22 protein-coding genes are annotated in these 25,362 nt (G+C 73.9%); all 22 read right to left on the reverse strand.

The window, feature by feature from the left end; genetic code table 11:
* Positions 1-123, reverse strand: a 123-nt coding sequence (locus KZX60_RS09120; RefSeq protein ID WP_248115683.1) for a leucine zipper domain-containing protein, incomplete at its 3' end; no start/stop codon positions are given.
* Positions 124-229: 106 nt separating this feature from the next.
* The gene (gene nrdR / locus KZX60_RS09125) at positions 230-724 is read right to left on the reverse strand and encodes a transcriptional regulator NrdR (protein ID WP_248117670.1); all 495 of its coding nucleotides are present in this window, start codon (positions 722-724) and stop codon (positions 230-232) included.
* 67 nt (positions 725-791) lie between these two features.
* Complete coding sequence (dnaE, locus tag KZX60_RS09130) at positions 792-4,394, reverse strand: DNA polymerase III subunit alpha (protein ID WP_248117673.1); 3,603 nt, start codon at positions 4,392-4,394, stop codon at positions 792-794.
* Between the two features lie 120 nt (positions 4,395-4,514).
* On the reverse strand, positions 4,515-5,492 hold the full coding sequence (locus tag KZX60_RS09135) for an RluA family pseudouridine synthase (RefSeq protein WP_248117675.1): 978 nt from the start codon (positions 5,490-5,492) through the stop codon (positions 4,515-4,517).
* 5 nt (positions 5,493-5,497) lie between these two features.
* Positions 5,498-5,956, reverse strand: coding sequence for a signal peptidase II (gene lspA, locus KZX60_RS09140; RefSeq protein ID WP_248117795.1), 459 nt, complete (start codon positions 5,954-5,956; stop codon positions 5,498-5,500).
* A 74-nt stretch (positions 5,957-6,030) separates the two neighbouring features.
* Positions 6,031-6,660 (reverse strand): DivIVA domain-containing protein, encoded by a 630-nt coding sequence (locus KZX60_RS09145; protein ID WP_248117677.1) that lies wholly within the window; start codon positions 6,658-6,660, stop codon positions 6,031-6,033.
* 125 nt (positions 6,661-6,785) lie between these two features.
* A complete protein-coding gene (locus tag KZX60_RS09150; protein WP_248117679.1) occupies positions 6,786-7,076 on the reverse strand; it encodes a YggT family protein in 291 nt (96 codons plus the stop codon).
* Positions 7,077-7,083: 7 nt separating this feature from the next.
* The gene (gene sepF, locus KZX60_RS09155; protein ID WP_248117681.1) at positions 7,084-7,704 is read right to left on the reverse strand and encodes a cell division protein SepF; all 621 of its coding nucleotides are present in this window, start codon (positions 7,702-7,704) and stop codon (positions 7,084-7,086) included.
* A 111-nt stretch (positions 7,705-7,815) separates the two neighbouring features.
* On the reverse strand, positions 7,816-8,595 hold the full coding sequence (locus KZX60_RS09160) for a YggS family pyridoxal phosphate-dependent enzyme (protein ID WP_248117797.1): 780 nt from the start codon (positions 8,593-8,595) through the stop codon (positions 7,816-7,818).
* 49 nt (positions 8,596-8,644) lie between these two features.
* Positions 8,645-9,475: a polyphenol oxidase family protein gene (locus tag KZX60_RS09165; RefSeq protein ID WP_248117683.1), complete on the reverse strand. Its 831-nt coding sequence runs from the start codon at positions 9,473-9,475 to the stop codon at positions 8,645-8,647.
* A complete protein-coding gene (gene ftsZ / locus KZX60_RS09170; protein WP_248117685.1) occupies positions 9,472-10,725 on the reverse strand; it encodes a cell division protein FtsZ in 1,254 nt (417 codons plus the stop codon). Before ftsZ ends, KZX60_RS09165 begins: the two co-directional genes overlap by 4 nt.
* 312 nt (positions 10,726-11,037) lie before the next feature.
* Positions 11,038-11,820, reverse strand: a complete 783-nt coding sequence (locus KZX60_RS09175) for an FtsQ-type POTRA domain-containing protein (protein WP_248117687.1) — start codon at positions 11,818-11,820, stop codon at positions 11,038-11,040.
* Positions 11,817-13,301: a UDP-N-acetylmuramate--L-alanine ligase gene (gene murC, locus KZX60_RS09180; protein ID WP_248117689.1), complete on the reverse strand. Its 1,485-nt coding sequence runs from the start codon at positions 13,299-13,301 to the stop codon at positions 11,817-11,819. The genes KZX60_RS09175 and murC overlap by 4 nt, the downstream gene beginning before the upstream one ends.
* Complete coding sequence (gene murG / locus KZX60_RS09185; RefSeq protein WP_248117691.1) at positions 13,298-14,431, reverse strand: undecaprenyldiphospho-muramoylpentapeptide beta-N-acetylglucosaminyltransferase; 1,134 nt, start codon at positions 14,429-14,431, stop codon at positions 13,298-13,300. The genes murC and murG overlap by 4 nt, the downstream gene beginning before the upstream one ends.
* The gene (gene ftsW, locus KZX60_RS09190; protein ID WP_248117693.1) at positions 14,431-15,825 is read right to left on the reverse strand and encodes a putative lipid II flippase FtsW; all 1,395 of its coding nucleotides are present in this window, start codon (positions 15,823-15,825) and stop codon (positions 14,431-14,433) included. The genes murG and ftsW overlap by 1 nt, the downstream gene beginning before the upstream one ends.
* A gap of 32 nt (positions 15,826-15,857) precedes the next feature.
* Positions 15,858-17,438 (reverse strand): UDP-N-acetylmuramoyl-L-alanine--D-glutamate ligase, encoded by a 1,581-nt coding sequence (gene murD, locus KZX60_RS09195; protein ID WP_248117800.1) that lies wholly within the window; start codon positions 17,436-17,438, stop codon positions 15,858-15,860.
* Between the two features lie 14 nt (positions 17,439-17,452).
* Positions 17,453-18,580, reverse strand: coding sequence for a phospho-N-acetylmuramoyl-pentapeptide-transferase (gene mraY, locus KZX60_RS09200; protein WP_248117695.1), 1,128 nt, complete (start codon positions 18,578-18,580; stop codon positions 17,453-17,455).
* Positions 18,577-20,100, reverse strand: a complete 1,524-nt coding sequence (murF, locus tag KZX60_RS09205; protein ID WP_248117697.1) for a UDP-N-acetylmuramoyl-tripeptide--D-alanyl-D-alanine ligase — start codon at positions 20,098-20,100, stop codon at positions 18,577-18,579. The genes mraY and murF overlap by 4 nt, the downstream gene beginning before the upstream one ends.
* Positions 20,097-21,839, reverse strand: a complete 1,743-nt coding sequence (locus KZX60_RS09210) for a UDP-N-acetylmuramoyl-L-alanyl-D-glutamate--2,6-diaminopimelate ligase (RefSeq protein WP_248117699.1) — start codon at positions 21,837-21,839, stop codon at positions 20,097-20,099. Before KZX60_RS09210 ends, murF begins: the two co-directional genes overlap by 4 nt.
* Before the next feature lie 38 nt (positions 21,840-21,877).
* A complete protein-coding gene (locus KZX60_RS09215; protein WP_248117701.1) occupies positions 21,878-23,701 on the reverse strand; it encodes a penicillin-binding protein 2 in 1,824 nt (607 codons plus the stop codon).
* Complete coding sequence (locus KZX60_RS09220; protein ID WP_248117703.1) at positions 23,701-24,300, reverse strand: hypothetical protein; 600 nt, start codon at positions 24,298-24,300, stop codon at positions 23,701-23,703. The genes KZX60_RS09215 and KZX60_RS09220 overlap by 1 nt, the downstream gene beginning before the upstream one ends.
* 20 nt (positions 24,301-24,320) lie before the next feature.
* The gene (gene rsmH / locus KZX60_RS09225) at positions 24,321-25,346 is read right to left on the reverse strand and encodes a 16S rRNA (cytosine(1402)-N(4))-methyltransferase RsmH (RefSeq protein ID WP_248117705.1); all 1,026 of its coding nucleotides are present in this window, start codon (positions 25,344-25,346) and stop codon (positions 24,321-24,323) included.
* Positions 25,347-25,362: the final 16 nt, after the last annotated feature.

Raw genomic sequence — 25,362 nt, forward strand, 5'->3', positions numbered from 1 at the left:
TTTCACGCATTTTCGTGAGACCCCCATCGCGGCGGCGATGTGGGCTTGAGCCCATCCGGCTTGGTGGCGTTGGACGATGAGTCGACGGCCGTGAACGGTCAGGCGGGCGCTACCGTGGGACATGAGAACCTCTGGGTTTGTGATGTGGGCCTTAGACAAGCCACATCCCACCCGGAGGTTCTCCTTTGTTCAAGCTCCCTCGTGCCACCAACGTCCTGACCGGGTACACCTAGCGCGTGAACAGCCGGGGCTGCACCGCGGGCCGTCCGGGGGCCTCGCCCTCGGCGTCGCGCAGGTCCGCGATCGCGTCCTCGAAGTCGCTCAGCGACTCGAAGTCCCGGTAGACGGAGGCGAAGCGCAGGAAGGCGACCTGGTCGAGGCGGCGCAGGGGGTCCAGGATCGCCAGGCCCACGTCGTGGGCGTCCACCTCGGCGTTGCCCGAGGCGCGGACGGTCTCCTCGACCTCCTGGGCGAGCATGGCCAGGTCGTCGCTCGTGACCGGCCGGCCCTGGCAGGCCTTGCGGACCCCGTTGATCACCTTGGAGCGCTCGAAGGGCTCGGCCACGCCCGAGCGCTTGACCACGGTGAGCGCGGTGGTCTCCATGGTGGTGAAGCGCTTGCCGCACGCCTGGCACTGGCGGCGGCGGCGGATCGCCGAGCCGTCGTCGAGGGAACGGGAGTCCACCACGCGGGAGTCCTCGTGACGGCAGTACGGGCAGTGCACTCTCTCGCTCCCTCCTCGTGGACGACCTCGGCCTGACCTGCGCCCACTCTACGGCGGCGGCCGGCGATCAGCCCAGGCAGGCCGGACCGAGCAGGATCTTCAGATCCCCGAAGAGCGCCGGGTTCGGGCTCACGCGGAACTGCGGGCCGAGCACGAACTCCTGCGCTCCGCGCTGGCCCATCAGCGTCAGCCGCACCTCGGAGGAGCCCTCGTGGGTGCGCAGCACGTCGGCGAGCTGGCCGATCACCTGCTCCGTGGCCTTGAAGGAGGGCATCTGGATGCGCACGGGCCCGGACGTGCCGTCCGTCAGCTCGGGGATGGTCAGCTCCATCGCGGAGAGGGACACGGAGCCGTCGTCGCGGCGCTGCACGCGCCCCTTCACGGCGACGACGAGGTCCTCCGCGAGCATCATGGCGATCGGGGCGTACACCTGGCCGAAGAACATCACGTCCATGGATCCGCCGAGGTCCTCGATCTCGCACCGCGCGTACGCGTTGCCGGAGGACTTGGCGATGCGCCGCTCGAGCGTGGTGATGAGCCCCGCGATGGTGACCTGGGAGCCGTCGGCGGGCCCGTCGTCGTCGAGCACGCGGGTGATCTGCGTGTCCGCGTGCTGGGAGAGCACGGCGTCCAGGCCCTGCAGCGGGTGGTCGGACACGTAGAGGCCCAGCATCTCCCGCTCGTAGGCGAGCTTGTCCTTCTTGGACCACTCGGGCAGCTCGGGCACAGCGACGCCGTCCGAGGCGTCCGAGGCGTCCTCGGCCTCCGCCGCGCCGCCGAGGGCGAAGAGGTCGAACGTGAACTCGCCGTGGTCCTCCTTGCGCTTCTGCGCCACCGTGGCGTCCACCGCCTCCTCGTGCACCGCGAGCAGGGCACGCCGGGCGTAGCCGAGGGAGTCGAAGGCGCCGGCCTTGATCATGGACTCGATCGTCCGCTTGTTGCAGACCACGAGCGGCACCTTGGCCAGGAAGTCGCCGAAGCCGGTGTAGAGGCCCTTCTCCTCGCGGCCCTGCACCATGCCCTTCACCACGTTGGCGCCCACGTTGCGCACCGCCCCCATGCCGAAGCGGATGTCCCGGCCCACCGGGGTGAACGTCAGGTGGGACTCGTTGACGTCGGGCGGGAGCACCGTGATGCCCATGTGGCGGCACTCGTTCAGGTACATCGCGAGCTTGTCCTTGTCGTCGCCCACCGAGGTGAGCAGCGCCGCCATGTACTCGGCCGGGTAGTGCGCCTTCAGGTACGCCGTCCAGTAGGAGACCAGTCCGTACGCCGCGGAGTGGGCCTTGTTGAACGCGTAGTCCGAGAACGGCAGGAGGATGTCCCACAGCGCCTTCACGGCGGCCTCGGAGAAGCCGCGGTCCAGCATGCCCTGGTGGAAGGCGGCGTACTGCTTGTCCAGCTCGGACTTCTTCTTCTTGCCCATCGCGCGGCGCAGGATGTCCGCCTGGCCGAGCGAGTACCCGGCCACCTTCTGGGCGATCGCCATGACCTGCTCCTGGTACACGATCAGGCCGTACGTCGTGTCCAGGATCTCCCGCAGCGGCTCCTCGAGCTCCGGGTGGATCGGCGTGATCTCCTGCTGCCCGTTCTTGCGCAGCGCGTAGTTCGTGTGGGAGTTCGCACCCATGGGGCCCGGACGGTAGAGCGCGATGGTCGCCGAGATGTCCTCGAAGTTGTCCGGGCGCATCATCTTCAGCAGGGAGCGCATGGGACCGCCGTCGAGCTGGAACACGCCCAGGGTGTCGCCGCGGGCCAGCAGGTCGTAGGAGGCCTGGTCGTCGACGTCGAGGGTCTCGAGGTCCAGGTCCACGCCCTGGTTCGCCTTCACGTTCTCGATCGCGTCCGAGATGATCGTGAGGTTGCGCAGACCCAGGAAGTCCATCTTGATCAGGCCCAGCGACTCCGCCATGGGGTAGTCGAACTGGGTGATGACCTGGCCGTCCTGGAGGCGGCGCATGATCGGCACGACGTCCACCACGGGCACGGAGGACATGATGACGCCGGCCGCGTGCACGCCCCACTGCCGCTTCAGGCCCTCGATGCCCTTCGCGGTCTCGAACACCTGCGCCGCCACCGGGTCCGTCGCGATCAGCTCGCGGAACGGCGCCGCCTCCCCGTAGCGCGGGGCGTCCGGGTTCTCGATGTCCTTGAGCGGGATGTCCTTGGCCATCACGGCCGGCGGCAGGGCCTTGGTGAGCGCCTCGCCCATGGAGAAGGGCTGGTCCATCACACGGGCCGAGTCCTTCAGGGCCTGCTTCGTCTTGATGGTGCCGTACGTGACGATCATGGTGACGCGCTCGTCGCCGTACGTGCGGGTGACGTAGTCGATCACCTCGGAGCGGCGCCGGTCGTCGAAGTCCACGTCGAAGTCGGGCATGGACACGCGGTCCGGGTTGAGGAAGCGCTCGAAGATCAGCCCGTGCTTCAGCGGGTCCAGGTCGGTGATGCGCAGCGCGTACGCCACCATGGAGCCGGCTCCCGAGCCGCGGCCCGGGCCCACGCGGATCCCGTTCTCCTTGGCCCAGTTGATGAAGTCGGCGACGACGAGGAAGTACCCCGGGAACCCCATCGAGATGATGACGTCCAGCTCGTAGTCCGCCTGCTTGCGCACGTGGTCCGGGACGCCGTCCGGATAACGGTAGTCGAGGCCCTTCGTGACCTCCTTGATGAGCCAGCTGGTCTCGTCCTCGCCCTCCGGCGTGGGGAACACCGGCATGTAGTTGGCGTCCGTGTCGAACGTGGACTCGCAGCGCTCGGCGATCACGAGGGTGTTGTCGCACGCCTCCGGGATCTCCCGGAAGAGCTCGCGCATCTGCCGCGGCGACTTCAGGTAGTACTCCGTGCCGGAGAACGCGAAGCGCGAGCCGCCCTGGTCGTAGCTGGGCTCGTTGAGCTTGGAGCCGGACTGCAGGGCCAGCAGCGCCTCGTGGGCCTTGGCGTCGTGCTCGTGCGTGTAGTGCAGGTCGTTCGTGGCCACGAGCGGCAGGCTCAGGTCCTTGGCCAGGCGGCGCAGGTCCGTGATGACGCGCTTCTCGATGTCCAGGCCGTGCTGCATGATCTCGCAGTAGAAGTTCTCGGCCCCGAAGATGTCCCGGAACTCGGCGGCCGCCGCCACGGCCTCCTTGTACTGGCCCAGGCGCAGGCGCGTCTGCACCTCGCCCGAGGGGCAGCCCGTGGTCGCGATGAGCCCCGAGGAGTACTGGCTCAGCAGCTCCCGGTCGATGCGCGGCCACTTGGCGTACACCGAGTCCAGCGAGGCGATGGAGCCCATGCGGAAGAGGTTGTGCATGCCCGTGGTGGACTGCGCCAGCATGGTCATGTGCGTGTAGGCGCCGCCGCCGGAGACGTCGTCGCCGCGCTGGTGCGGCTCCCCCCAGCGGATCTTCTCCTTGTCCGTGCGGTGCTGCGTGCCCGGGGTCAGGTAGGCCTCGAGGCCGATGATCGGCTTGATGCCCGCCGCGGTGGCCTGACGCCAGAAGTCGAACGCGCCGAACAGGTAGCCGTGGTCCGTGATGGCCAGGGACTGCATGCCGAGGCGGTCGGCCTCGGCGAACAGCTCGTCCAGCTTCGCCGCGCCGTCGAGCATCGAGTACTCGGTGTGCGTGTGGAGGTGGACGAAGCCGCCGTCCTTGAAGGCCTCGGCGCGGGTCTCGGAGGTCGCGGTCATGCGGGGTGGAGCTCCTTCGGAGAGGACGACGGCGGGCCCGCCCCAGCCTACTGCGCGTCACGGGGGGCGGGCGGGACGGGCCCGGCGGGCGTCGGGCCTGCGGTCTCCGGTCCCCGGCGGTCAGTCCCGTTCGCCCGCGGCGTCGGCGACGTCGTCGCCGCGCAGCGCCGCCAGCGCGTGGGCGAGGTCGTCCGGGTAGGGCGAGGTGATGCTCACGGGCTCCCCCGTGACGGGGTGCGGGAAGGAGAGGTGGTGGGCATGGAGCCACTGCCGCGTGAGCCCCAGCTCGGCGGCCAGGCGCGGGTCGGCGCCGTAGGTGAGGTCGCCCACGCACGGGTGCCGCAGCGCGGAGGTGTGGACGCGGATCTGGTGGGTGCGCCCGGTCTCGAGGTGCACCTGAAGCAGCGTGGCGCGGCCGAAGACCTCGAGGGTCTCGTAGTGCGTCACGGAGGGCCGTCCGCCCTCGAGCACGGCGAACTTCCACTGGTGCCCCGGGTGGCGGCCGATCGGGGCGTCGATCGTACCCGCAAGCGGGTCCGGGATCCCCTGCACCACCGCGTGGTAGACCTTGTGCGGCACGCGCTCGCGGAACTGGTCCTTCAGGGCGGCGTATGCGCGCTCCGTCTTGGCCACCACCATCACACCGGTGGTGCCGACGTCGAGCCGGTGCACGATCCCCTGGCGCTCCGGCGCCCCCGAGGTGGTGATGTCGTAGCCCAGGCCCGCGAGGCCGCCGACCACGGTGGGCCCGTTCCAGCCCGGCGAGGGGTGGGCCGCCACGCCGGTCGGCTTGTCCACGGCGAGCAGGTGCTCGTCCTCGTGCAGCACGGTCATCTCGTCCACGGCCTCTGCCCTCACTTCCAGCGGATCGGGATCGTTCGGCAGGTGCACGGCCAGGGTCTCCCCCGGCACCGCCCTGGCCGACTTGGCGAGCACCCGGTCCCGACGCCCGCCGCGCGTCTCGGCGCGGACGAGCCCGCGCGCGAACCAGTCCGCCAGCCGCGCGCGGGACACGCCGAGGGCCTCCGTGAGGACGGCGTCGGCGCGCCTGCCCGCCTGCTCGGCCGTGACCTCCACGCGCCGCACGCCTGCGCCCATGCCGCTCACGCCTCGCGGGTGCCGTCGAGCCGGCGGCCGGTCACCAGCAGCAGGCACACGAGGATCATGGAGCACACGATGAAGGAGTCGGCCACGTTGAAGACCGCGAAGCGGGGCACGGAGATCATGTCCACCACGTGGCCCTGGCCGAACGACGGCGGCCGGAACAGCCGGTCCGTGAGGTTGCCGAGCACGCCGCCGGCCAGGCCGCCCAGGGCGAGCGCCCACGGCAGCGAGCGCACGCGGGCGATCTGCACGAGCGCGACCACGGCGACCACGGCCTGGATGAGGGTGAAGACCCAGGTGTGCCCCTCCCCGATCGAGAAGGCCGCGCCCGGGTTCAGGATGTAGTGCCACCGCAGCAGACCCGGGATCACGACGATCGACTCGCCGAGCTCCATGGTGCGCTCGACCCACAGCTTGCTCAGCTGGTCGAGCGCGTAGGCGAGCACGGCGAGGGTCAGGGCGACGCCGACGGCGCGACGGCCGGAGACCGCCGCGCGGGGGGTGCCGTCCCCGGCCCCGTCGAGCGCTGTGCTCACGCGGTCTCCCCGCGGGGCTCCACCCGCTCCTGGGATCGGATCTCGCGCAGCTGCCCCTCGATGTAGGCGGTCAGGCGGAGGCGGTAGTCGGTCTCGAAGCCGCGCAGCCGCTCGACCTCGGACTCCAGCTCGGAGCGCTGGGAGGCCAGCTCCGCGAGGGTCGCTGCCTTGGTCTCCTCGGCCTGGCCGAGCACCTCGGCGGCCGTGGCCTCGGCCTCGGCGATGAGCGCGGCGCGGCGCTGCTCGCCGTCGGACACGTGCTCGTCGTGCAGCCGCTGGGCCATGGCGAGCACGGCTGCCGCCGAGGAGCCGGCCTGAGCAGGCCCGTCGGACGCGGCGGGTGCGGCCGTCGCCTCGGCCTCGAGATCCGCGGCCTCCGCCTCGCCGGCGGCCAGCACGAGCTCCGGGCGCTCCTGCGCGGGGGCGTCGCCGGGCGCGAACGAGACGCCCGCCTCGGGGGCCTCGGCGGCCCCGCCCGCGCGCAGCCGCTCGATCTCGGCGTGCAGGCGCTTGAGCTCCTCCGCGACCGCGTCGAGGAAGTCGTCGACCTCGTCCTGGTCGTACCCCTCCCGGAACTTGGTGTGCTGGAACTGCTTGTTGAGCACGTCTTCCCAGGTCAGAGCCACGGAGGGGCACCCTTCTCTCGCGCGCGCCGAGCACCGGCACGGCCCGCGGTGGTGGGCGCGGCCGACTGCGCGCGCCTCAGGTCGTCACCGCACGATACCACCGGGTGCCGCGGCGACTCCGGGGGTCAGCGGGCGAGGGCGAGCACCAGGACGCGCAGCAGCACCACGGCCATGAAGACCACGAGGAAGGCCACGTCGAGGCTGACGCCGCCGAGCCGCACCGGCGGCATGCGCCGCCGCGCGGTGTCCAGGAGGGGATCCGTGACCGCGTAGATGCCGCTCGCCATGACGAGGACGGCACCCGAGGGCCGCCACGAGCGGGCGAAGGACTCGGTCACGTCGAACACGATGCGGACCGTGAGGGCCGCGATCACGAGCGTGAGCGCGAGGTAGACGAGGGCGAGCAGCAGGTCCACGGCAGCCTCAGTCGGCGTCGTACGGCGCGTCGGCCTCGGCCGACTCGGCGGTGTCCGCGCCCACGACCTCGACCGTGGCGGGGGTCAGGAGGAAGACCTTGTTCGTGATGCGCGCGATCGAGCCGTGCAGGCCGAACACGAGGCCCGCGGCGAAGTCCACGAGGCGCTTGGCCTCGTTCTCACCGAGCTCCGTGACGTTCATGATCACCGGCATGCCGGTGCGGAACGCCTCGCCGATCGCCTTGGCGTCGTCGTAGGAGCGTGGGTGGACGGTGGAGAGGGTGCGCACGGGGGCTCCTTCGGCCGACGAGGCGGCGGCTCGCTTGATGGGGGTGACGGGGGCCCGGTAGCCCTGGTCCGCCGGCTCGGGCCGCGCGGCCCGCCGGACCTCGGTGGGCTCGGACACCACGGGGGCGGCGGTGGAGCCGGCGGCGTGGGCGGGCTGCTCCACGCGCGCGGGAGCCTCCTCGAACGCGGGAGCCTCGTCCGGCGCCGGGGCACGGCGAGCCTCCACCACGTCGCGGCGGGAGGCCTCCTCGCGCGGAGCGGCGGTGCGCTCGTGCTCCTCGTACTCCTCGCCGTCGGCGAGACCGAGGTAGATCATCGTCTTCTTCAGTGCGCCAGCCATGACTCTTCCTTCACCACGTCCTGCGATCCGCCGGGGCGCGGATCGCCGTCGTTCGTCGCCCGCGCACGGGGCGCGGGGTGTCGCCCGCCTCGCGGGCATGCCCTCCCCACGTTATCCCACGGCGCCGCGCGCGCCGAGGACGTCCGAGCCGATCCGGACGTGTGTCGCCCCCGCACGCACGGCGGCCTCGAGGTCCCCGCTCATGCCCATCGAGAGCCGGTCGGCCTCGGGGTGGGCCGCCCGCAGGTCGCGGCCGAGACGGGCCAGGCGGCGGAAGGACTCCTCCGCGTCGAGTCCGCGCGGGGCCACGCACATGAGCCCGCGCAGGGCGAGCCCCTCGGCGGCGGCGATCCGCTCGGCGATCGCGGAGGCGTCCTCGGGGGACGCCCCCCCGCGCGGTCCGATGCCCTCCGGGCGCTCGTCGTCGGACCGCGGGTCCACGTCCACCTGGACGAGGCACTCGAGGTCGGGCACGCCGTCCGCTCCCCCGCCCTCCCGCTCGCGCCGCAGCACCACGGCGCGGGAGAGCGCGTTTGCGAGCTCGACGCGGTCCACGGAGTGCACGGCGCTCGCGTACCGCACGACGAGCTTGGCCTTGTTGGTCTGCAGCTGGCCGATGAAGTGCCACCGCGGGGCGTCGGCGCCGAGCGCCTCGGCGACCTCGGCCGCCTTGGGCCGGGCCTCCTGGTCGCGGTTCTCCCCCACGTCGCGCACGCCGAGGCGCGCCAGCCGGGCGACGTCTGCGGCCGGGTGGGTCTTGGTCACCACGATCAGCTCGGGCACGTCGGCGCGTCCGGCCCCGGCCGCGGCCCGCGCGATGCGCGCACGGACGGCGTCCAGCGCGGCGGCCAGCTCAGCGGTGCGGGCGTCGGCGGCACCGACGCCGTCGATGGGGACGTCCCCGGTGCCGGCATCGGGGGTGCAGGTGTCGGCGGGGCGCTCAGCCACGCTGCGCCTCCCCGGTGGAGGCGTCCGCGGGGGTGCGCCACACGAGCCCGGCGAACCGGCCTCGGCCCGGCGCCCGCCGGTGGGAGAAGAGCCGATCGTCCTCGAGGGTGCACGCCCGGACGCGCTCCACGGCGGCACCCAGGGACGCGAGGACGGCCTCGGCGCCGGCCGGCAGGTCGAGCGCGGGGGTGCCCCACGAGGTGCGCGAGGCGACGACGGGGATCCGCTCGGCGGCATCGGCGCACATCTGCGGGGGGACCTCGTAGCAGTTCCCGCACACGCCGGGACCGATCCACGCGCGGATCCCCGGGGCCTCCCGGTCCTCGGCCGGGCGGAGGGAGAGGAGGCGCGCATGCGTGTTCTCCAGGACGCCGCCCAGCAGGCCGCGCCGGCCCGCGTGCGCGACCGCGGTGGCGCCCGTGCGCTCGTCCATGAGGACCACCGGGAGGCAGTCGGCCACCATGACGGCGAGGGGACGGGTGCCATCGCGGCTCACCGCGGCGTCGGCGGTCACGGGGGCGTCGTGCTCCCAGCCGCGGCCCTCGGCCCACACCACGTCCGCCGAGTGGACCTGGTCGAGGTAGACGGTGGACCCGGGCGTCACGCCCATCTCCGCCTCGAGGGCGCGGCGCGCCGCCGCGACGTCCGCGCGTGCGGCGGGGGCGTCCGAGTCCAGGACGTGGAAGGCGAGGCTGCCCGCGTCCACGGACGTCCACGCCACGTGCACCGCGCTCCCCCGGCCGCCTGCCGGGAGGTCCACACGGTGCACGAAGGGGCCGGAGCGGCCCACGACGGTCCCCTCCGGCCCCTTCGAGGCGGTCACTTCAGGAAGTCCGGCACGTCCAGGTCGGACGAGCCGGCGCCCAGGTCGGGCTCGACGACGGTGGGCAGCTCGGGACGCGGGCGGGACTGCTGCTGGCCCTGCTGGCCGGACTGCGTCGGGACCGTGCCCGGCACCGCGGCACGCTGCGGCTGGGTGTATCCCTGCGGAGCCGACTGCTGCGGGGCCTGCTGCTGCTGCGTGGACGGGGCCTCGCGCTGCTGCGGCAGCTGCTGCGCCTGCGGGTAGGAGGAGGACTGCGCCTGCGGGGCGGGCTGCTGGTAGGCCTGCGGGGCGGAGGTGGCGTCCACCTGGTCGAACCCGGCGGCGATCACGGTGACGCGGACCTCGTCGCCCAGGGCGTCGTCGATCACGGCGCCGAAGATGATGTTGGCCTCGGGGTGCGCGACCTCCTGGACGAGGCGCGCGGCCTCGTTGATCTCGAACAGGCCGAGATCGGAGCCGCCCTGGATGGAGAGCAGCACGCCGTAGGCGCCGTCGATCGAGGCCTCGAGCAGCGGGGAGGCGATGGCGAGCTCGGCGGCCTTGACGGCACGGTCCTCGCCCTGGGCGTGGCCGATGCCCATGAGCGCCGAGCCCGCGCCCTGCATCACGGACTTCACGTCCGCGAAGTCGAGGTTGATCAGGCCGGGGGTGGTGATGAGGTCGGTGATGCCCTGCACGCCGGAGAGCAGGACCTGGTCCGCCTGACGGAACGCGTCCATGACGGAGACGTTGCGGTCCGAGATGGAGAGCAGGCGGTCGTTCGGGATGACGATCAGGGTGTCGACCTCGTCCCGCAGCGCGTCGATGCCGTTCTCCGCGGAGCCCGCGCGGCGGCGGCCCTCGAAGGTGAACGGGCGGGTCACGACGCCGATGGTCAGCGCGCCGAGCGAGCGGGCGATGCGGGCCACCACGGGGGCGCCGCCGGTGCCGGTGCCGCCGCCCTCGCCGGCGGTCACGAAGACCATGTCCGCCCCGCGCAGGACCTCCTCGATCTCATCGGCGTGGTCCTCGGCGGCCTGGCGGCCCACCTCGGGGTTCGCGCCGGCACCGAGGCCGCGGGTGAGCTCGCGGCCCACGTCCAGCTTCACGTCCGCGTCGGACATCAGGAGCGCCTGTGCGTCCGTGTTGATCGCGATGAACTCCACGCCGCGGAGCCCCACCTCGATCATGCGGTTCACGGCGTTGACGCCGCCGCCGCCGATGCCGACGACCTTGATGACGGCCAGGTAGTTCTGGGGTGCAGCCACGGTGTTCAGTCCCTTTGCTCGGAATCGCGATGTCCACGCCCGACGGGGTACGGACCCCTTGACGAGCCGCCTTCAAGCTCAGCTTGAATGATGCCGCTCACGCGCGTTCAGGACCACCGTACTGGCATGGGCGCGGCCAGCGCAAAGAAATCCGCATCACGGCGGGGCTCGCGCGTGTCGTTGTTCAACCTTCACGTGAGAGTCGAACTTCAGGCCTTCGTCGGAGCAGGTCGAGCGAGGGCGCCGGTCGGTCGAGCACAACCTTCATCTTCACTTTCACCTTGAGACCCCGTCGCCCCCGGCGATGGTGCCTCAGCGGGTGATCGGCCGCTCCGGGACCGAGACGTCCAGCTCCTTCACGCGGCGCAGGTCCGGGCCGCCGCCGTCCTCGTCCAGGAAGGCCTCGACGACGTCCCCCTTGAGGTCGGCGTGCGAGTCGTCTCCCCACACGAGGACCGTGCCGCCGTCGAGCCCGAGCCTCACCTGCCCGGGCGTGCCCGTGCCCACCGTCTCCACGCGGGAGCGGACCGCGTCCGGCAGCGTGGTGAGGACGCGGGCCGCCTCGGCGCGCACCGCCTCGTCCCCGCCGGGCAGGGGATCCGCCATGGAGGGCAGCGCGCCGATCCCGGGCGCCTCGTCCGCGATGCCGGACAGGACGGAGCCGTCCGCGAGCAGCACGTCGACCCTGTCCCCCGCCTCCTTCCGCGCCACGGGGGTCTCCTCCCGCACGACCACCTCCACACCGGTGGGCGGCTGGGCCACGGAGCGCACCTCGGCGATGCCCGGGACGTCCGCGAGCAGGCCCTCCACCCGGCCCGTCCCGATGCGCGGCAGCGGCTCGCCCCGCAACGGCTCGAGACGGCGCTCGACGTCGGCCCGGTCCACCAGCCGCGTGCCGGTCACCGACACGCGGTCGACCGCGAGGACGGGAGAGAAGAACAGGATCCAGGCGACGAGGGCCAGGAGCGCGGCGACGCCGGCGCCGATCGCCCAGCGGGCGGCCCGGCGCTGGCGGGCGCTGCGCCCGGGGAAGCGGACCACCGTGGACCCGGCGTCCCCCACGGGAGGCAGCGGACGGCCCGGCCGCTCGCTCACGAGGCGGGGGAGGACGCCGTGCCCGCGTCGTCGGCCAGGGCCGCCACGAGGTCGGCGCCATGGGCGGTGACGTCGCCCGCGCCCATCGTGAGGATCACGTCGCCGTCCGCCGCACCGCGGGCCAGCTGGGCCACGGCGGCGGCGCGGTCCTCCGCCACGGCCCGGTCTGCCGGGTCGGCGGTGGTCAGGCGGGACGCGATGAGCGAGGAGTCCACCCCCTCCATCGGCTGCTCGCGGGCCGCGTACACGGGCAGCACGCGCACGACGTCCGCTCCGGAGAGCGCCGTGGCGAACTCGGCGGCGAACTCGCGCGTCCGGGAGAACAGGTGCGGCTGGAAGAGCACGTGCACGCGGTGCCCGTCCGCCACCGCACGGGCCGCCGAGACGGCGGCCGCCACCTCGGTGGGGTGGTGCGCATAGTCGTCGAAGACGCGCACGCCACGGCCGGCGCCGCGGAACTCGAAGCGCCGGGCGGTGCCTCGGAAGGCCTCGAGGCCGCGCACGGCGTCCTCGAAGACCATGCCGGCCTCGACGGCGGCGAGCGCCACGGCCGCCCCGTTCAGGGCGTTGTGGCGTCCCGGCACCTGCAGCCGGACCTCCGCGGAGGTCCCGTCGGCGAGCGTGAAGCGGGCGCGCTGGCCCACCCCCGACTCCCCCGGCTCCACCGTGAGGTCCGAGACCAGCAGGTCCGGACGCACTCCGTCGCGCTCGGCGGAGCCGTAGGTGAGGACCCGCGCCGCGGTGTGGACCCGCGCCCACGCGGCCAGGGCGGCCGCGCCGTCGTCGTCCAGGCACGCCACGAGTGCTCCGCCTTCCGCGGCGGCCGGCAGCCCGGCCGCGAAGTCGCGGAACACCTGGTGCACCGCCTCCTCCGTGCCGTAGTGGTCCAGGTGGTCGGCCTCCACGGTGGTGACCACGGCGATCGTGCTGGGGTAGTTCACGAGCGTGCCGTCGGACTCGTCGGCCTCCGCGATGAACCACTCGCCCCGGCCGGCCTGGGCGTTCGTGCCGAGCCCGGCGACGGCGGCGCCGACGGCGAACGTCGGGTCCCAGCCCGCGGAGGAGAAGGCCATCGCCGCCATGGACGAGGTCGTGGTCTTGCCGTGGGTGCCGGCGACGGCGAGCACCCGGTGCCCCGCCATGGCGAGGGCGAGGCCCTCCGAGCGGTGCAGCACGCGCAGGCCGCGCTCCACGGCGGCGTCGTGCTCCGGGTTGCCCGGGCCGGCGATCGAGGAGGCGATCACGGTGGTGACGTCCTCCCCCACGTGCTCGGCCGCGTAGCCCACCGTGATGCGGGCCCCGCCCGCGGCGAGCTCGCGCATGACGGGCAGGTCCTTGGCGTCCGAGCCGGAGATCGCGACGCCCTGGTCCTGGAGGATGCGCGCGACGCCGGAGACGCCGACGCCGCCGATCCCGAGCAGGTGGACGCGGCCGAGGTCGGCGAAGCGCCCCTCGGATGCGGGGGTGGTCTGGTGGCTCATCGCCGTGCTCCTTCCTGGGCCGCCGCGCGCACGAGGCCGGCCATCGTCACGTCCGCGTCCCGCACGCCCAGGCGCGCGGAGGCCTCCGCCATCGCGGACAGGCGCGCGGGGTCGGTGGCCAGGGGGATCAGCTCGCGTCGGACCCAGTCCGCGCGGAACATGTCGTCGCGCACGAGGAGGGCGCCGCCGGCCTCCACCACGGGCCCGGCGTTGAGCGCCTGCTCGCCGTTGCCCACGGGCAGCGGGACGAACACGGCGGGCAGCCCCACCGCCGAGACCTCGCACACCGTGCCGGCGCCGGAGCGGGCGACCATGAGGTCGGCGGCGGCGTAGGCCCGCTCCATGCCGCTCAGGAACTCGCGCTGGACGTAGCCGTCGCGCTGGACCCGGTGGCCGGCGTCGTCGGTGAGCTCCTTGCCGCGGCCCGTGAGGTGGAAGACCTGCAGGCCCGCTCCGAGGAGGTCGTCCAGCGACTCGCGCACGGTGCGGTTCACGGCCAGCGCACCGGAGCTGCCGCCGGTCACCACCACGGTGGTGGGCTCCGGGTCCAGGCCGAGCTCGGCGCGGGCGGCAGCCCGTGCGGCGCTGCGGTCGAGGCCCGAGATCTCCGGGCGCATGGGCATCCCGACCCACTCCGCGCGCGGCAGGCGGGTCTGGGGCAGGGCGGTGCCGACGCGCGAGGCCCGGCGGGCGCCGAGGCGGTTGGCCAGCCCCGGCTTCGCGTTGGCCTCGTGGACCACGTACGGGATGCCGGCCCGCTGGGCGGCGAGGTACATCGGCGTGGCGACGTAGCCGCCCACGCCCACGAGCACGTCCGCCTCCCGCTCGGCGAGGATGCGGCTCGCCGCGCCGATGGCCGCGCGGAAGCGCCCCGGAAAGCGGACGACGTCCATCGAGGGGCGTCGGGGCATGGGGACGCGGTCGATGAGGTCCAGCTCGAAGCCGGCCTCGGGAACCAGGCGGGTCTCCATGCCGGAGGCGGTGCCCACCATGGTGCACACGGCGGGTACCTGCCCCTGGTCCGCCCCCAGGGCACGGGCGATGGCGAGCATGGGCGAGATGTGGCCGGCGGTGCCGCCGCCGGCCAGGACGACGCGGAGCGGACGGTCGGTCTCGGGGGTCTGCGGCATCAGGACTCCTGCGGTGCACGGGTGGGGGAAGGGACGAGCGGGATGGGATCGGTCTCCGGCTCCGCCGAGTCGGTGTGCGCCCGGGAGGCGGGCCGGGCGTCCGGCACGGCGTCGGCCGCCGGCCCGTCGTCGAGGCCGGCGGCGCCGTCGTCGTCGTGGGCCAGTGCCCGCAGCTCTGCGGCGCGCCGGCGCTCGTGGCGGGCGAAGGAGAGGACCACGCCCACCGCGGCCAGGGACAGCGTGAGCGCCGAGCCGCCGTAGGAGATGAACGGCAGGGGCACGCCCACCACGGGGATCATCCCGGAGACCATGGCGATGTTCACGAAGGCCTGGCCCACGAGCCACGCGAGGATCCCCCACGTGGTCAGGCGGATGAACGTGGACGTGGTGCGGGCGGCCACGCGGTACATGCCGACGGCCAGGGCGGCGAACGCCAGGATCACGGCGAGGGTGCCGACGAGGCCGAGCTCCTCGCCCAGGATGGTGAAGATGAAGTCGTTCTCCGCCTCCGGGATGTAGCTCCACTTCTGGCGGGACTGGCCGAGGCCCACCCCCCACCAGCCGCCCGAGGCGAGCGCGAACATGCCGTGGTCCGGCTGGAAGCACGGGTCCGTGGGGAAGTCGCAGATCCCGCGCCACGCCTGCACGCGCACCATGCGGTGCGGGGCGAACACGGTCATCAGGATCGCCCCCACCGTCACCACGGCTCCGGAGACGAGGAACACCCCCCGGTGGGTGCCGGCCACGAAGAGGACGGTCATGAGGACGAGGGCGAGGATGAGGGCGGTGCCGAGGTCCCGGCCGGCGAGCACGAGGCCGATCAGGAGCGCGGCCATGGGGAGCACGGGCAGCAGCGCGTGCTTGACGTGGGAGATGAGGCGGGCCTTGCGTTCCAGCACGGCCCCGCTCCACAGCGCGAGGGCGAGCTTGGCCGCCTCCGAGGGCTGCATCCGGAAGCCGCCGATGCCGAGCCAGTTGCGGTTGCCGCCGACCTCCACGCCCAGCGGGGTGAAGGCCACGAGCACCAGGAGCAGGATCGCCATGCCGATCGCCGGCCACGCCAGCGCCTTCAGCACCCGCAGGGGCGTGAGGGAGAACCCGATGAGCACGGCCACGCCCACGCCGGCCCACATGAGCTGGCGCAGGAACAGGTCGTAGGAGCCTCCGCCGGTGCCGATGGCCTCGACCGAGGACGAGGAGAGGACCATCACGAGGCCCAGCACGGTCAGGAGGGCCGCGCTGGTCCCGATCAGGAACGCGGAGAGGTCCAGGGCGCGGGCGCCCTCCAGGCCCGCCCAGACCCGGGTCATCGGGCTGCCGGGGCGGGCGGGACGGCCCGGGGCGCCGTGCGCTCCGCGCGTCGCCGCCGGGCGGCTCGGTGCGGTGTGCGGCATGGTGCTCCTCGGGGTGGCGGTCGGTCGGGTGGTCAGGACGGGTCCGGGGCGTCGGGGCCGGGGCCCTCGCCGTCCACGTCCCAGCCGTGCTCCTGCATCAGGGCCGCGACGGAGGCGATGAAGCTGTCTCCGCGCTCGGCGTACGAGCGGAACTGGTCCATGGACGCCGCGGCCGGCGCCATGAGGACGGTGTCCCCCGGCCGGGCGAGCGTGTCCGCGAGCCGCACGGCCGCGGCCATGACGGCCGGGCCGTCCGGCGATCCGGCGCCGTCGACGTCCGCCAGCGGCGCGTGGACGGGCACGTCCGGGGCGTGGGCCGCGAGGGCCGCGCGCAGCACGGAGGTGTCCGTGCCGAGCAGGACCACGGCGCGCAGCCGCCTCGCGTGCGTGCTCACGAGCTCGTCGAAGGTCACGCCCTTGGGCAGTCCGCCCGCGAGCCAGACGATCGAGGTGAACGCGGCCAGGGAGGCGTCGGCGGCGTGGGGGTTCGTGGCCTTGGAGTCGTTCACCCACATCACGTCGCGGGAGGTGGCCACGAGCTGGATGCGGTGCTCGCCGCGGTCGTAGCCGCGCAGGCCCTCCGCGACGGCCTCGGGGCTCACGCCCACGGCACGGGTGAGCGCGGCGGCGGCCGCGGCGTTCGCCACCGTGTGCTTCGGGGCGACGGCGCCCAGGTCGGAGCGCGCGGCGAGGGCGACGGCCTCGTGCCGGCGGTTCTCGGTGAAGGCGCGGTCCACGAGGATGCCGTCCACCATGCCCACCGTGGACAGCCCGGGGGTGCCCGTGGTGAAGGCGATCGCGCGGCAGCCCTCCTGCACGTCCGCGCGCTCCACGAGGGTGCGCGTCAAGGCGTCGGCCTCGTTGTAGACACAGGCCACGCGCGCGTTCTGATAGACCTTGCCCTTGTCCGCGGCGTAGGCCTCCAGGGAGCCGTGCCAGTCGACGTGGTCCTCGGCGAGGTTGAGCACGGCGGCGGCGGCCGGGGCGAGGCTGTGCGTCCAGTGCAGCTGGAAGCTCGAGAGCTCGAGGGCGAGGACGTCGAAGCCCTCGGGGTCGCGGACGGCGTCGAGCACGGGCGTGCCCACGTTGCCGCACGCGATCGCGCGGCGCCCGCCGGCGCGCAGGATGGCCTCGACCATCGTCACGGTGGTCGTCTTGCCGTTGGTGCCCGTGAGGCAGACCCACTCGGCGGTCGGGCGGCCGGGCCGCTCCCGCACGCGCCAGGCCAGCTCGATGTCCGACCAGATCGGCAGGCCGGCGGCGTGCGCCTCCATGAGCAGCGGCTGATCCGGGCGCCAGCCCGGGGAGGTCACGACGAGGTCCGCCGGCTCCCCGGCCACGACGGGCAGGGAGCGGGTCGCCTCGGCGTCGAGGAGCACCTCGGAGACGCCGACGATCCGCAGGGTCTCCGCGCGGGCCTGGTTCTCCGGGCCGTCGTTGCCGTCCACCACCGTCACGACGGCGCCGAGCTCGGCCAGCGTGTCCGCCACGGAGAATCCGCTGACGCCCAGCCCGGTGACCACGACGCGCAGGCCGCGCCAGCCCGGCGCGTCCCACCCGTGCAGGGACTCCGTGCGGGGGGTGTCCGCACGGGGGCTCAGCACGGGGCCCATCCCCTCGACGGCGCTCACGGGGTCACCCCGGCGAGGCCGCCCTGGGCGAGCAGCCACTCGCCGTAGAAGACGGCGAGGCCGGCGATGACGCACATCAGCGCAACGAGCCAGAACCGGACCACCACGGTGACCTCGGCCCAGCCCTTCAGCTCGAAGTGGTGCTGCAGCGGCGCCATGAGGAACACGCGCTTGCCGCCGGAGATCTTGAACCAGCCCACCTGGATGATCACGGAGAGGGTGATGGCCACCATGAGGCCGGCGAGCAGCACCACGAGGATCTCGGTGCGCGTGAAGATCGCGAAGCCGGCGAGGGCGCCGCCGAGGCCGAGGGAGCCGGTGTCGCCCATGAAGATCTTGGCCGGCGAGGTGTTCCACCACAGGAAGCCGAGCAGCGCGCCGGTGAGCACGGCGGCCAGCAGGGCGAGGTCCATGGGGTCGCGGACCTCGTAGCACCCGGGCGCTCCGCCGAGCCCGCAGTGCTGGCTCGCCTGGAACAGGGACAGGAGCACGTACGCGCCGGTCGCCATGGCGGTCGCGCCCGTGGCCAGGCCGTCCAGGCCGTCCGTGAGGTTCACCGCGTTCGTGGTGGCGGTGGTGATGAGGTTGGACCAGATCACGAACAGTACCACGGCCAGCACGGGGCCGGCGAAGGCGAGGTCGAGCCACGGCACGTCGCGCACGAAGGAGACCGCGGTGGAGGCGGGGGTGAGGCCCCGCTCGTCGCGGAAGTTCAGGGCCAGCAGCGCGAACGCGGTGCCGATCAGCGCCTGCAGGATGATCTTGCCTCGCGCCGTGAGGCCGAGGGACTGCTGCTTCGTGATCTTCGTGAAGTCGTCCACGAAGCCCACGAACGCCATGCCGACGGTCAGGAACAGCAGGATCAGGCCCGACGCCGTGGGGCCGGCCATGGGGCTGCCGATCAGGGCGAGCACCGCGTGCGTGAGGAGGTAGCCGAGCACGAGCGCCCCGATGATCACGGCGCCGCCCATGGTGGGCGTGCCGCGCTTGGTCTTGTGCGTGGTGGGACCGTCGTCACGGATGAACTGGCCGTACCCCTTCCGCACGAGGAACCGGATGAACAGGGGGGTGCCGACGATCGAGAGGATCAGGCCGAGGAGGCCACCGACGAGAAGGCCGATCACGGGCGGGGCTCCTTGAGAGACGGGACGGAGGGGGAGGCGGAGGGGTCGACGTCCGCGGTCGCGAGCCGCTCGCCGAGGGCGGCCAGACCGACCCCGTTCGAGGACTTCACGAGCACGATGTCGCCGGGCTCGAGGCGCGCGGCGAGGAACGCCTCGGCCTGCGCGGCGTCGTCCACGAAGTGGGCCTCCTCGCCCCAGCTGCCCTCGTTGAGGGCGGCGAGGTAGAGGGGGCGCGCGCCGGCGCCGACCACGAGCAGCTGGGCGATGTTCAGGCGCACGACGGACTCGCCCACGAGGGTGTGTTCGCGCACGCGGGCGTCGCCCAGCTCGAGCATCTCGCCGAGGACGGCCCACGTGCGGCGCCCCGTGGAGCGGCCGAGCGTGGCCAGGGTCCGCAGGGCCGCGCGCATGGACTCGGGGTTGGCGTTGTACGCGTCGTTGATGACCGTGACGCCGTCCGCGCGGTCCGTGCGCTCCATGCGGAAGCGGCTCGTGGGGCCGAGCCCGTCGAGGACGCGGGCGATCGCGGCGGGCTCCATGCCCGCGGCGTGGGCGGCCGCGGCCGCCGCGAGCGCGTTGGAGGCGTGGTGGGCGCCCGTCAGGGCGGAGCGGACCGGGTGGCGGGGCGCGTCGAGGTCGGCGCCGACCTGGAGGTCGAACTCGGGGTGCTCCTCCGCGTCCATGCGCAGGTCGCGGGCGGCCACGAGGGCGGCGGCGCGGCCCGCGGCGACGTCCTCGGCCACGGAGGCGAGGGCGTCCTCGTCGGCGGAGAACCAGGTGACGGGGGCCTGGGTGCGGGAGGCCATCGCGGCGACCTTCGGGTCGTCCCGGTTGAGGATCGCGACGCCGTCGGCGGCCAGCGCCTCGACGAGCTCGCCCTTCGTCGTGGCGATGTTCTCCACCCCGCCGAAGCTGCCCGCGTGGGCGGTGCCCACCATGAGCACCACGCCGACGTCCGGCTGCACGATGTCGCACAGGTAGGCGATGTTGCCGACGTGGTCGGCCCCCATCTCCACGATCAGGAAGCGCGTGTCCAGCTCGGCGCGGAAGGCCGTCAGCGGCACGCCGACCTCGCCGTTGAAGGATCCGACGGGGGCGACGGTGGGGCCCTGCGTGGACAGCAGGGCCGCCAGCAGGTCCTTCGTCGTGGTCTTGCCGGCCGAGCCGGTGATCCCGACGACGGTGGTCTCGGAGTGCGCGCGGATGCGGCGGATCACCTCGCGGGCGAGGGCGCCCATCGCGAGCACCGCATCCGGCACGACGATCGCGGGATGCTCCGCGCCGTCGGGGGCGTGGGTGACGCGCTCGGCCAGCACCGCGGAGGCGCCGGCGGCGAGGGCCGCGTCGATGAAGTCGTGGCCGTCGGCGCTCTCCCCCGGCTTCGCGATGTAGAGCGTGCCGGCCCCCTCCACCTGCCGGGAGTCCGGGGTGGCGTGCACGAGCACGGTCTCGGGGTCGAGGGCGGCGGTGAGCGCGCCGGAGACGGCGTCGGCGACCTGGGCGGCGGTGAGAGCGATCATGACGGGTCGACCTTACCCCCGGAGGACGCCTGCGACCGGCCCCTCGTGCGCTCGGCCAGCGCGGAGCGCAGCTCGACGCGGTCGTCCAGCGGCACGGCCACGCCGTCGAAGTCCTGCTCCGTCTCGTGGCCGCGGCCGGCCACGAGGATGCCGTCCGCGTCCGCCGCGAGCTCCACGGCCCGCCGAATCGCCGCGGCGCGCGGGACGACCTCCTCCACGAGCACCGTGCGGCCCTCGGCCGCCGCACGGGCGGCCTGCTCGCGGGCACCCGCGAGCACGTCGCCGCGGATGGGCGCGGGGTCCTCCGAGTGGGGCGTGTCGTCCGTGACGATCACGACGTCGGCGTGGTCGACGGCGATCCGCCCCATGAGCGGACGCTTGGTGACGTCGCGGTCGCCCGTGGCGCCGAAGACGATGAGCGTGCGCCCCGTCCGGCCGCCGGCCGCGCGGGCGTCCGAGAGGGAGGTGAGCGCCTGGACCATGCCGTCGGGGTTGTGGGCGAAGTCCACCACGGCGTCCGGCTCGCGCCCCACGACCTCCATGCGGCCGGGGACGGCCGCCGCGAACGGGCCTTCCCCCGCCGGGACGTCCAGCACGGCCTCGAGCGCGTCCAGCTGGTCCTCCCCGACGGCGTGCAGCACCAGGAGGGCCGCGAGCGCGGCGTTGGCCGCGTTGAAGCGCCCGGGCAGGCCCACGGAGGCCCGCAGGACCCGCCCCGACGCGGCGTGGTGCAGGGTGAACCGGTGGCCGAGGCCGTCCGGCGTCAGCTCCGTGATCGCCCAGTCCGCGCGGAAGTCCGGGGCCTCCGCGGCGAGCGCGCCGGGCACGGGGGCCGCGGGGCCGAGCGCGAGCGTGGTCACGGGCGCCTGCGCGGCCCGTGCCATGGCCAGGCCCCAGCGCGGGCCCTCGCCGCCGTCGACGGTGATGACGGCGCGGTCCGTGCGGTCGGCGTCGAAGAGCCCGGCCTTGGCCGCGAAGTACTCGTCCATGGAGCCGTGCAGGTCCAGGTGGTCCTGCGTGAGGTTCGTGAAGCCGGCCACGGCGTACCGCAGCCCCGCGATGCGCCGGTAGGAGACGGCGTGCGAGGAGACCTCCATGACCGTGGTGTCCACGCCCTCCTCACGCATGAGCGCCATGAGGGCGTGCAGCTGGGTGGACTCCGGGGTGGTGAGGGTGGAGGGCACCGTGCGCTCCCCCGCGCGGGTGAGGATGGTGCCGATGATCCCGCTGCGGCGCCCGAGCGCCTCGAGCAGCGCGGCGGCGAGGAAGCTCGTGGTGGTCTTGCCGTTCGTGCCCGTCACGCCCACCAGTCGGGGCCCCGCATCCAGGCCCCGGCCGTAGACCGCCGCCGCCGCCACGCCGGCGGCGGTGCGCACTGACTCCACGTCCAGGACGGGCACGGCGTCGCGACCGGCCTCGGCCAGCAGCCGCACGCCGGCGGCGTCGGTGAGAACGGCGCGGGCGCCCGCGTCGAGGGCGGCCCCCGCGAACGCGGCGCCGTGGGCACGCGCACCGGGCAGGGCGATGTAGAGGTCGCCGGGGCGGACGACCCGTGAGTCGAGGGCCGCCCCCGTGAGGCCCGCGGCGGGCGCCTCGCCGTGCACGCGGGCAGGCTGCCCGGCGGTCTCGAGAGCGCTCAGGAGGGCGTCCCACGGCAGCGGGTCCACGTGCGCGGGTCGGAACGCCCCGTCCTGCTCCGCCGGGCTCAGCGGCGCCTCGGGTCCGGGCGTCTGCGTCATGGGGTGCTCCTCCGTGCTCGTCACTGTCTGTCCTCGCGTCACCACGGGCGCTCCTGCGGGTCGTCCACGAACACACGGTAGTCGTGGGGGTCCGCCCCGGCGGCGGGGACGTTGGCCTGGCGCAGCATGTGCTCCATGATCCGCGCGGCGGCCTCCGCGGCCACCTTCGAGCTGCCGCCTGCCGTGGGGCGGTGCAGGGACACCGAGACCACGAAGCGCGGGTCGTGCAGCGGCGCCACCGCCGTGAAGCCGTAGTTGTACCCGTCGTAGCGCCCGGTCGGTCCGGCGGCCTCGGCGGTGGAGGACTTGCCGCCCACGCGGTACCCGGGGATCGCGGCGGCCTTGCTCGTCCCCTGGGTGATCACCGTCTCCGTCATGCGCAGCATCTCTGCCGCGGTGTCCTCGGAGACCACGCGGCGGGGCGTGCGCCCGTCCTCCCACCGCCGCTCCGCCCCGTCCGCGTCGACGGCCGCGTCGATCAGCCGCGCGGGCATGAGCATGCCGCCGTTGGCGAGGGCCTGGTACATCTGGGCGGTGTGCAGGGTGGTCTGCGTGTAGCCCTGCCCGAAGGCCGTGACGAGGCGCTGGCGGCCGTCCCACGCGGAGGGCGGGACGAGCACGGACGTCGCGGGCGCGGGAAGGCCGAGCGGGATCGGCTGGCCGATCCCGAAGGCGCGCATCGCGTCGTACCGCTGCTGGTCCGTGAGCCGCTCCGCGATCTGGACCGTGCCCGTGTTGTACGAGCGCGCGAAGATGCCCGCCGCCGTCATGTCGAAGGTCGGGTGCCGCCCGGCGTCGCTGATCGTCTGGCCGTGGAAGTCCATCCGGTTGGGGACGGTGAAGGCGTCCTCCGGCTCGACCACGCCGGCGTCGAGGGCCGCAGCCAGCGTGAGGGCCTTGCCCGTGGACCCCGGCTCGTACGGCGTGGTGAGCGTGGTGGGCGTGCGGAAGCGGGCGTCGGTGGCGTCCGGCTCCGCCGGGTCGACCGTGGTGGAGTCGGCCATGGCCAGCACGTCGCCGGTGCGGGCGTCCATCACGACGGCGTTCGCCCACTCCGCCTGGTGCTGGGCCGCGAGGGCGCCCATCTGCTCCTGCGCGTACCACTGGGCGTCCTTGTCCAGCGTGAGGCGCAGGTCCGCACCGTCCACCGCGGGTGTCTCCTCGTACTCCGCGTTGGGGATGCGGATGCCGTCCGCGCCCACTTCGAAGGTGCGCGTGCCCTCCGTGCCGGACATGACGGCGTCCTGGCTGAGCTCGAGGCCCTCGAGGGGTTCGCCGTCGCCGCCCATGAAGCCCACGACGCTGCCGGCCACCGCCCCGTTCGGATAGGTCCGACGGTCCACCGGATCGGCCAGGACGCCGGGCACGCGGACGGCGAGCGCCCGCTCACGGACCTCGGGGGTGACGGAGCGCTTGACCACCGCGTAGGGACGGTCGCCGAGGGTGGAGCGGCGCACCTCCTCCTCGGAGAGCTCCAGCACCCCGGCGAGCTCCCGGAGCCGCTCGTCCACGCTCACCCGCTTCTCCCCGCCGCTCTCCCGGTCCCACTCGTCGAAGTCCTTGACGAGGCGCTGGTCCACCACGATGTCGTAGCGGCGGACGCTGGCGGCGAGGACGTCGCCGTCGCGGTCGAGGATGGACCCGCGCTCGGGCTCGAGCGTCTGGGTGCGCAGCCTCTCGTCCATGGCCCTGGCGGCCTGGCCCGTGGGGTCCACGCCCTGCACGAAGAGGAGGCGGAGCGCGAGGGCGGCCAGGAGTCCCAGCACCACCAGCAGGGCGGCTCGGGTGCGGACGGTGGGCAGTCCGGGCGCGGAGAGGACCCGAGACCCGCCGTGGGCGGGGTGGGGGGCGGAACGCGTCATCAGTCGACGGCGGGCCCCGGCTGGCCTGCGGCGGGCGCAGACGGCTCGCCGGAGGCAGGGGCGGCCGCTGCCGGGTCGGCCGCGCCGGCCCCCGTGCGCGGCGCGGGGATGCGGCCCTCGGCGTCCGCGGGGCCCGCCGCGTCAGCGCCGGCGGGCGGGGCGACGAAGGCGGCCGAGACGCTGCCGGTGCCCGCCCCGACGGCCTCGCCGGAGAACTCTCCGGTGGAGGCGTCCAGGGCCGCGGTGCCGGCGGGGGGCACCATGCCGAGGGCGTCGGCGCGCGCGGCGAGGTTCTGGGGTGCTTCGAGGTAGCCCACCTGCTCGGCCAGGCGCTCGTTGGTCTGCATCAGGGTCTGCTGCTCCGCGCGCAGCTCGAGCAGGGCGTACTGACGGTTGGAGAGCGTGATATTGAGCACGAGGACGGCCGCGAGGGCCGCGACCAGCAGGCTCACGCAGAACACGACGAGCCCCGGTCCGGAGCGCGGCAGCGGGGCGGGGACGACGGAGAGGGGGGTGCGCGGCTCGAGGGCCCGCGGCGGGACCGCCTCGTAGGGCGAGACCGGGTGCAGCGTGGTCTCGATCCGCGCCTGTGCGCTCATGCCCAACTCCTCATACGCCGTCATTGCGGTGTCCTCGTCGCCCTGATCTTCTCAACCGCACGCACTTTCGCCGAGGAGGCGCGGCGGTTCTCAGCGATTTCCCTGGAAGTGGGCTTCTCGGTGCCGCGGGTCAGCATGCGCACCACGGGCTCGTGCTCCTCCAGGACCACGGGGAACCCGGGCGGCGCGGTCGAGGTGGCCCAGGCGCTCAGGTGCCGCTTGGCGATCCGGTCCTCGAGCGAGTGGTAGCTCATCACGACGAGGCGGCCTCCCACGGCGAGGGCGTCCAGGACGGCCGGCACGGCGGCGTCGAGGATGTCGAGCTCCTCGTTCACCGCGATGCGCAGGGCCTGGAAGGTGCGCTTGGCCGGGTGGCCGCCCTTGGCGCCGGCGGAGACGGGCACGACATCCCGGATGACGTCCACGAGGCGGCCCGTGGTCTCGATGGGGGCCTCGGCACGGGCGCGCACGATCGCCGCGGCGATCGGCCCGGCGAACCGCTCCTCGCCGTCGCGGCGGATGATGCGACGCAGCTCGTCCTCGTCCAGGTCCGCCACCAGCGTCGCGGCCGAGCGCTCTGCGGTGGTGTCCATGCGCATGTCGAGCGGCGCGTCGTAGGAGTACGCGAAGCCCCGCTCCCGGTCGTCCAGCTGGTAGGAGGAGACGCCGAGGTCGTAGAGGGCCGCGTCCACGCGCGTCACGCCGGCGGCCTCCATGGCCTCGGGCACCTCGTCGTAGGTGCCGTGGTGGGGGACGAGGCGCTCTGCGAGCTCCCGGAGGCGCTCCTGCGCCATGCGCAGGGCGTGGGGGTCGCGGTCGATCCCGATCACACGCAGCGTGGGGAAACGGCGGAGCAGGGCCTCCGTGTGCCCGCCCATGCCCAGCGTGCCGTCGATCGCGACGGGGACGCGCCCGGCGTCGACGGCGGCCTGGACGGCGGGGGCGAGCAGGTCGACCACACGGTCGCGCATGACGGGGACGTGGCGGTCCTCGGGGCGGGGGGCGGAATCCGCGGAGCGGTCCGGGAGGGGGGCGTCGGCGTCCATGGGCGACCTCCTGCTC

The organism is Micrococcus sp. EYE_212, from assembly GCF_023147585.1.
Lineage (GTDB): Bacteria > Actinomycetota > Actinomycetes > Actinomycetales > Micrococcaceae > Micrococcus.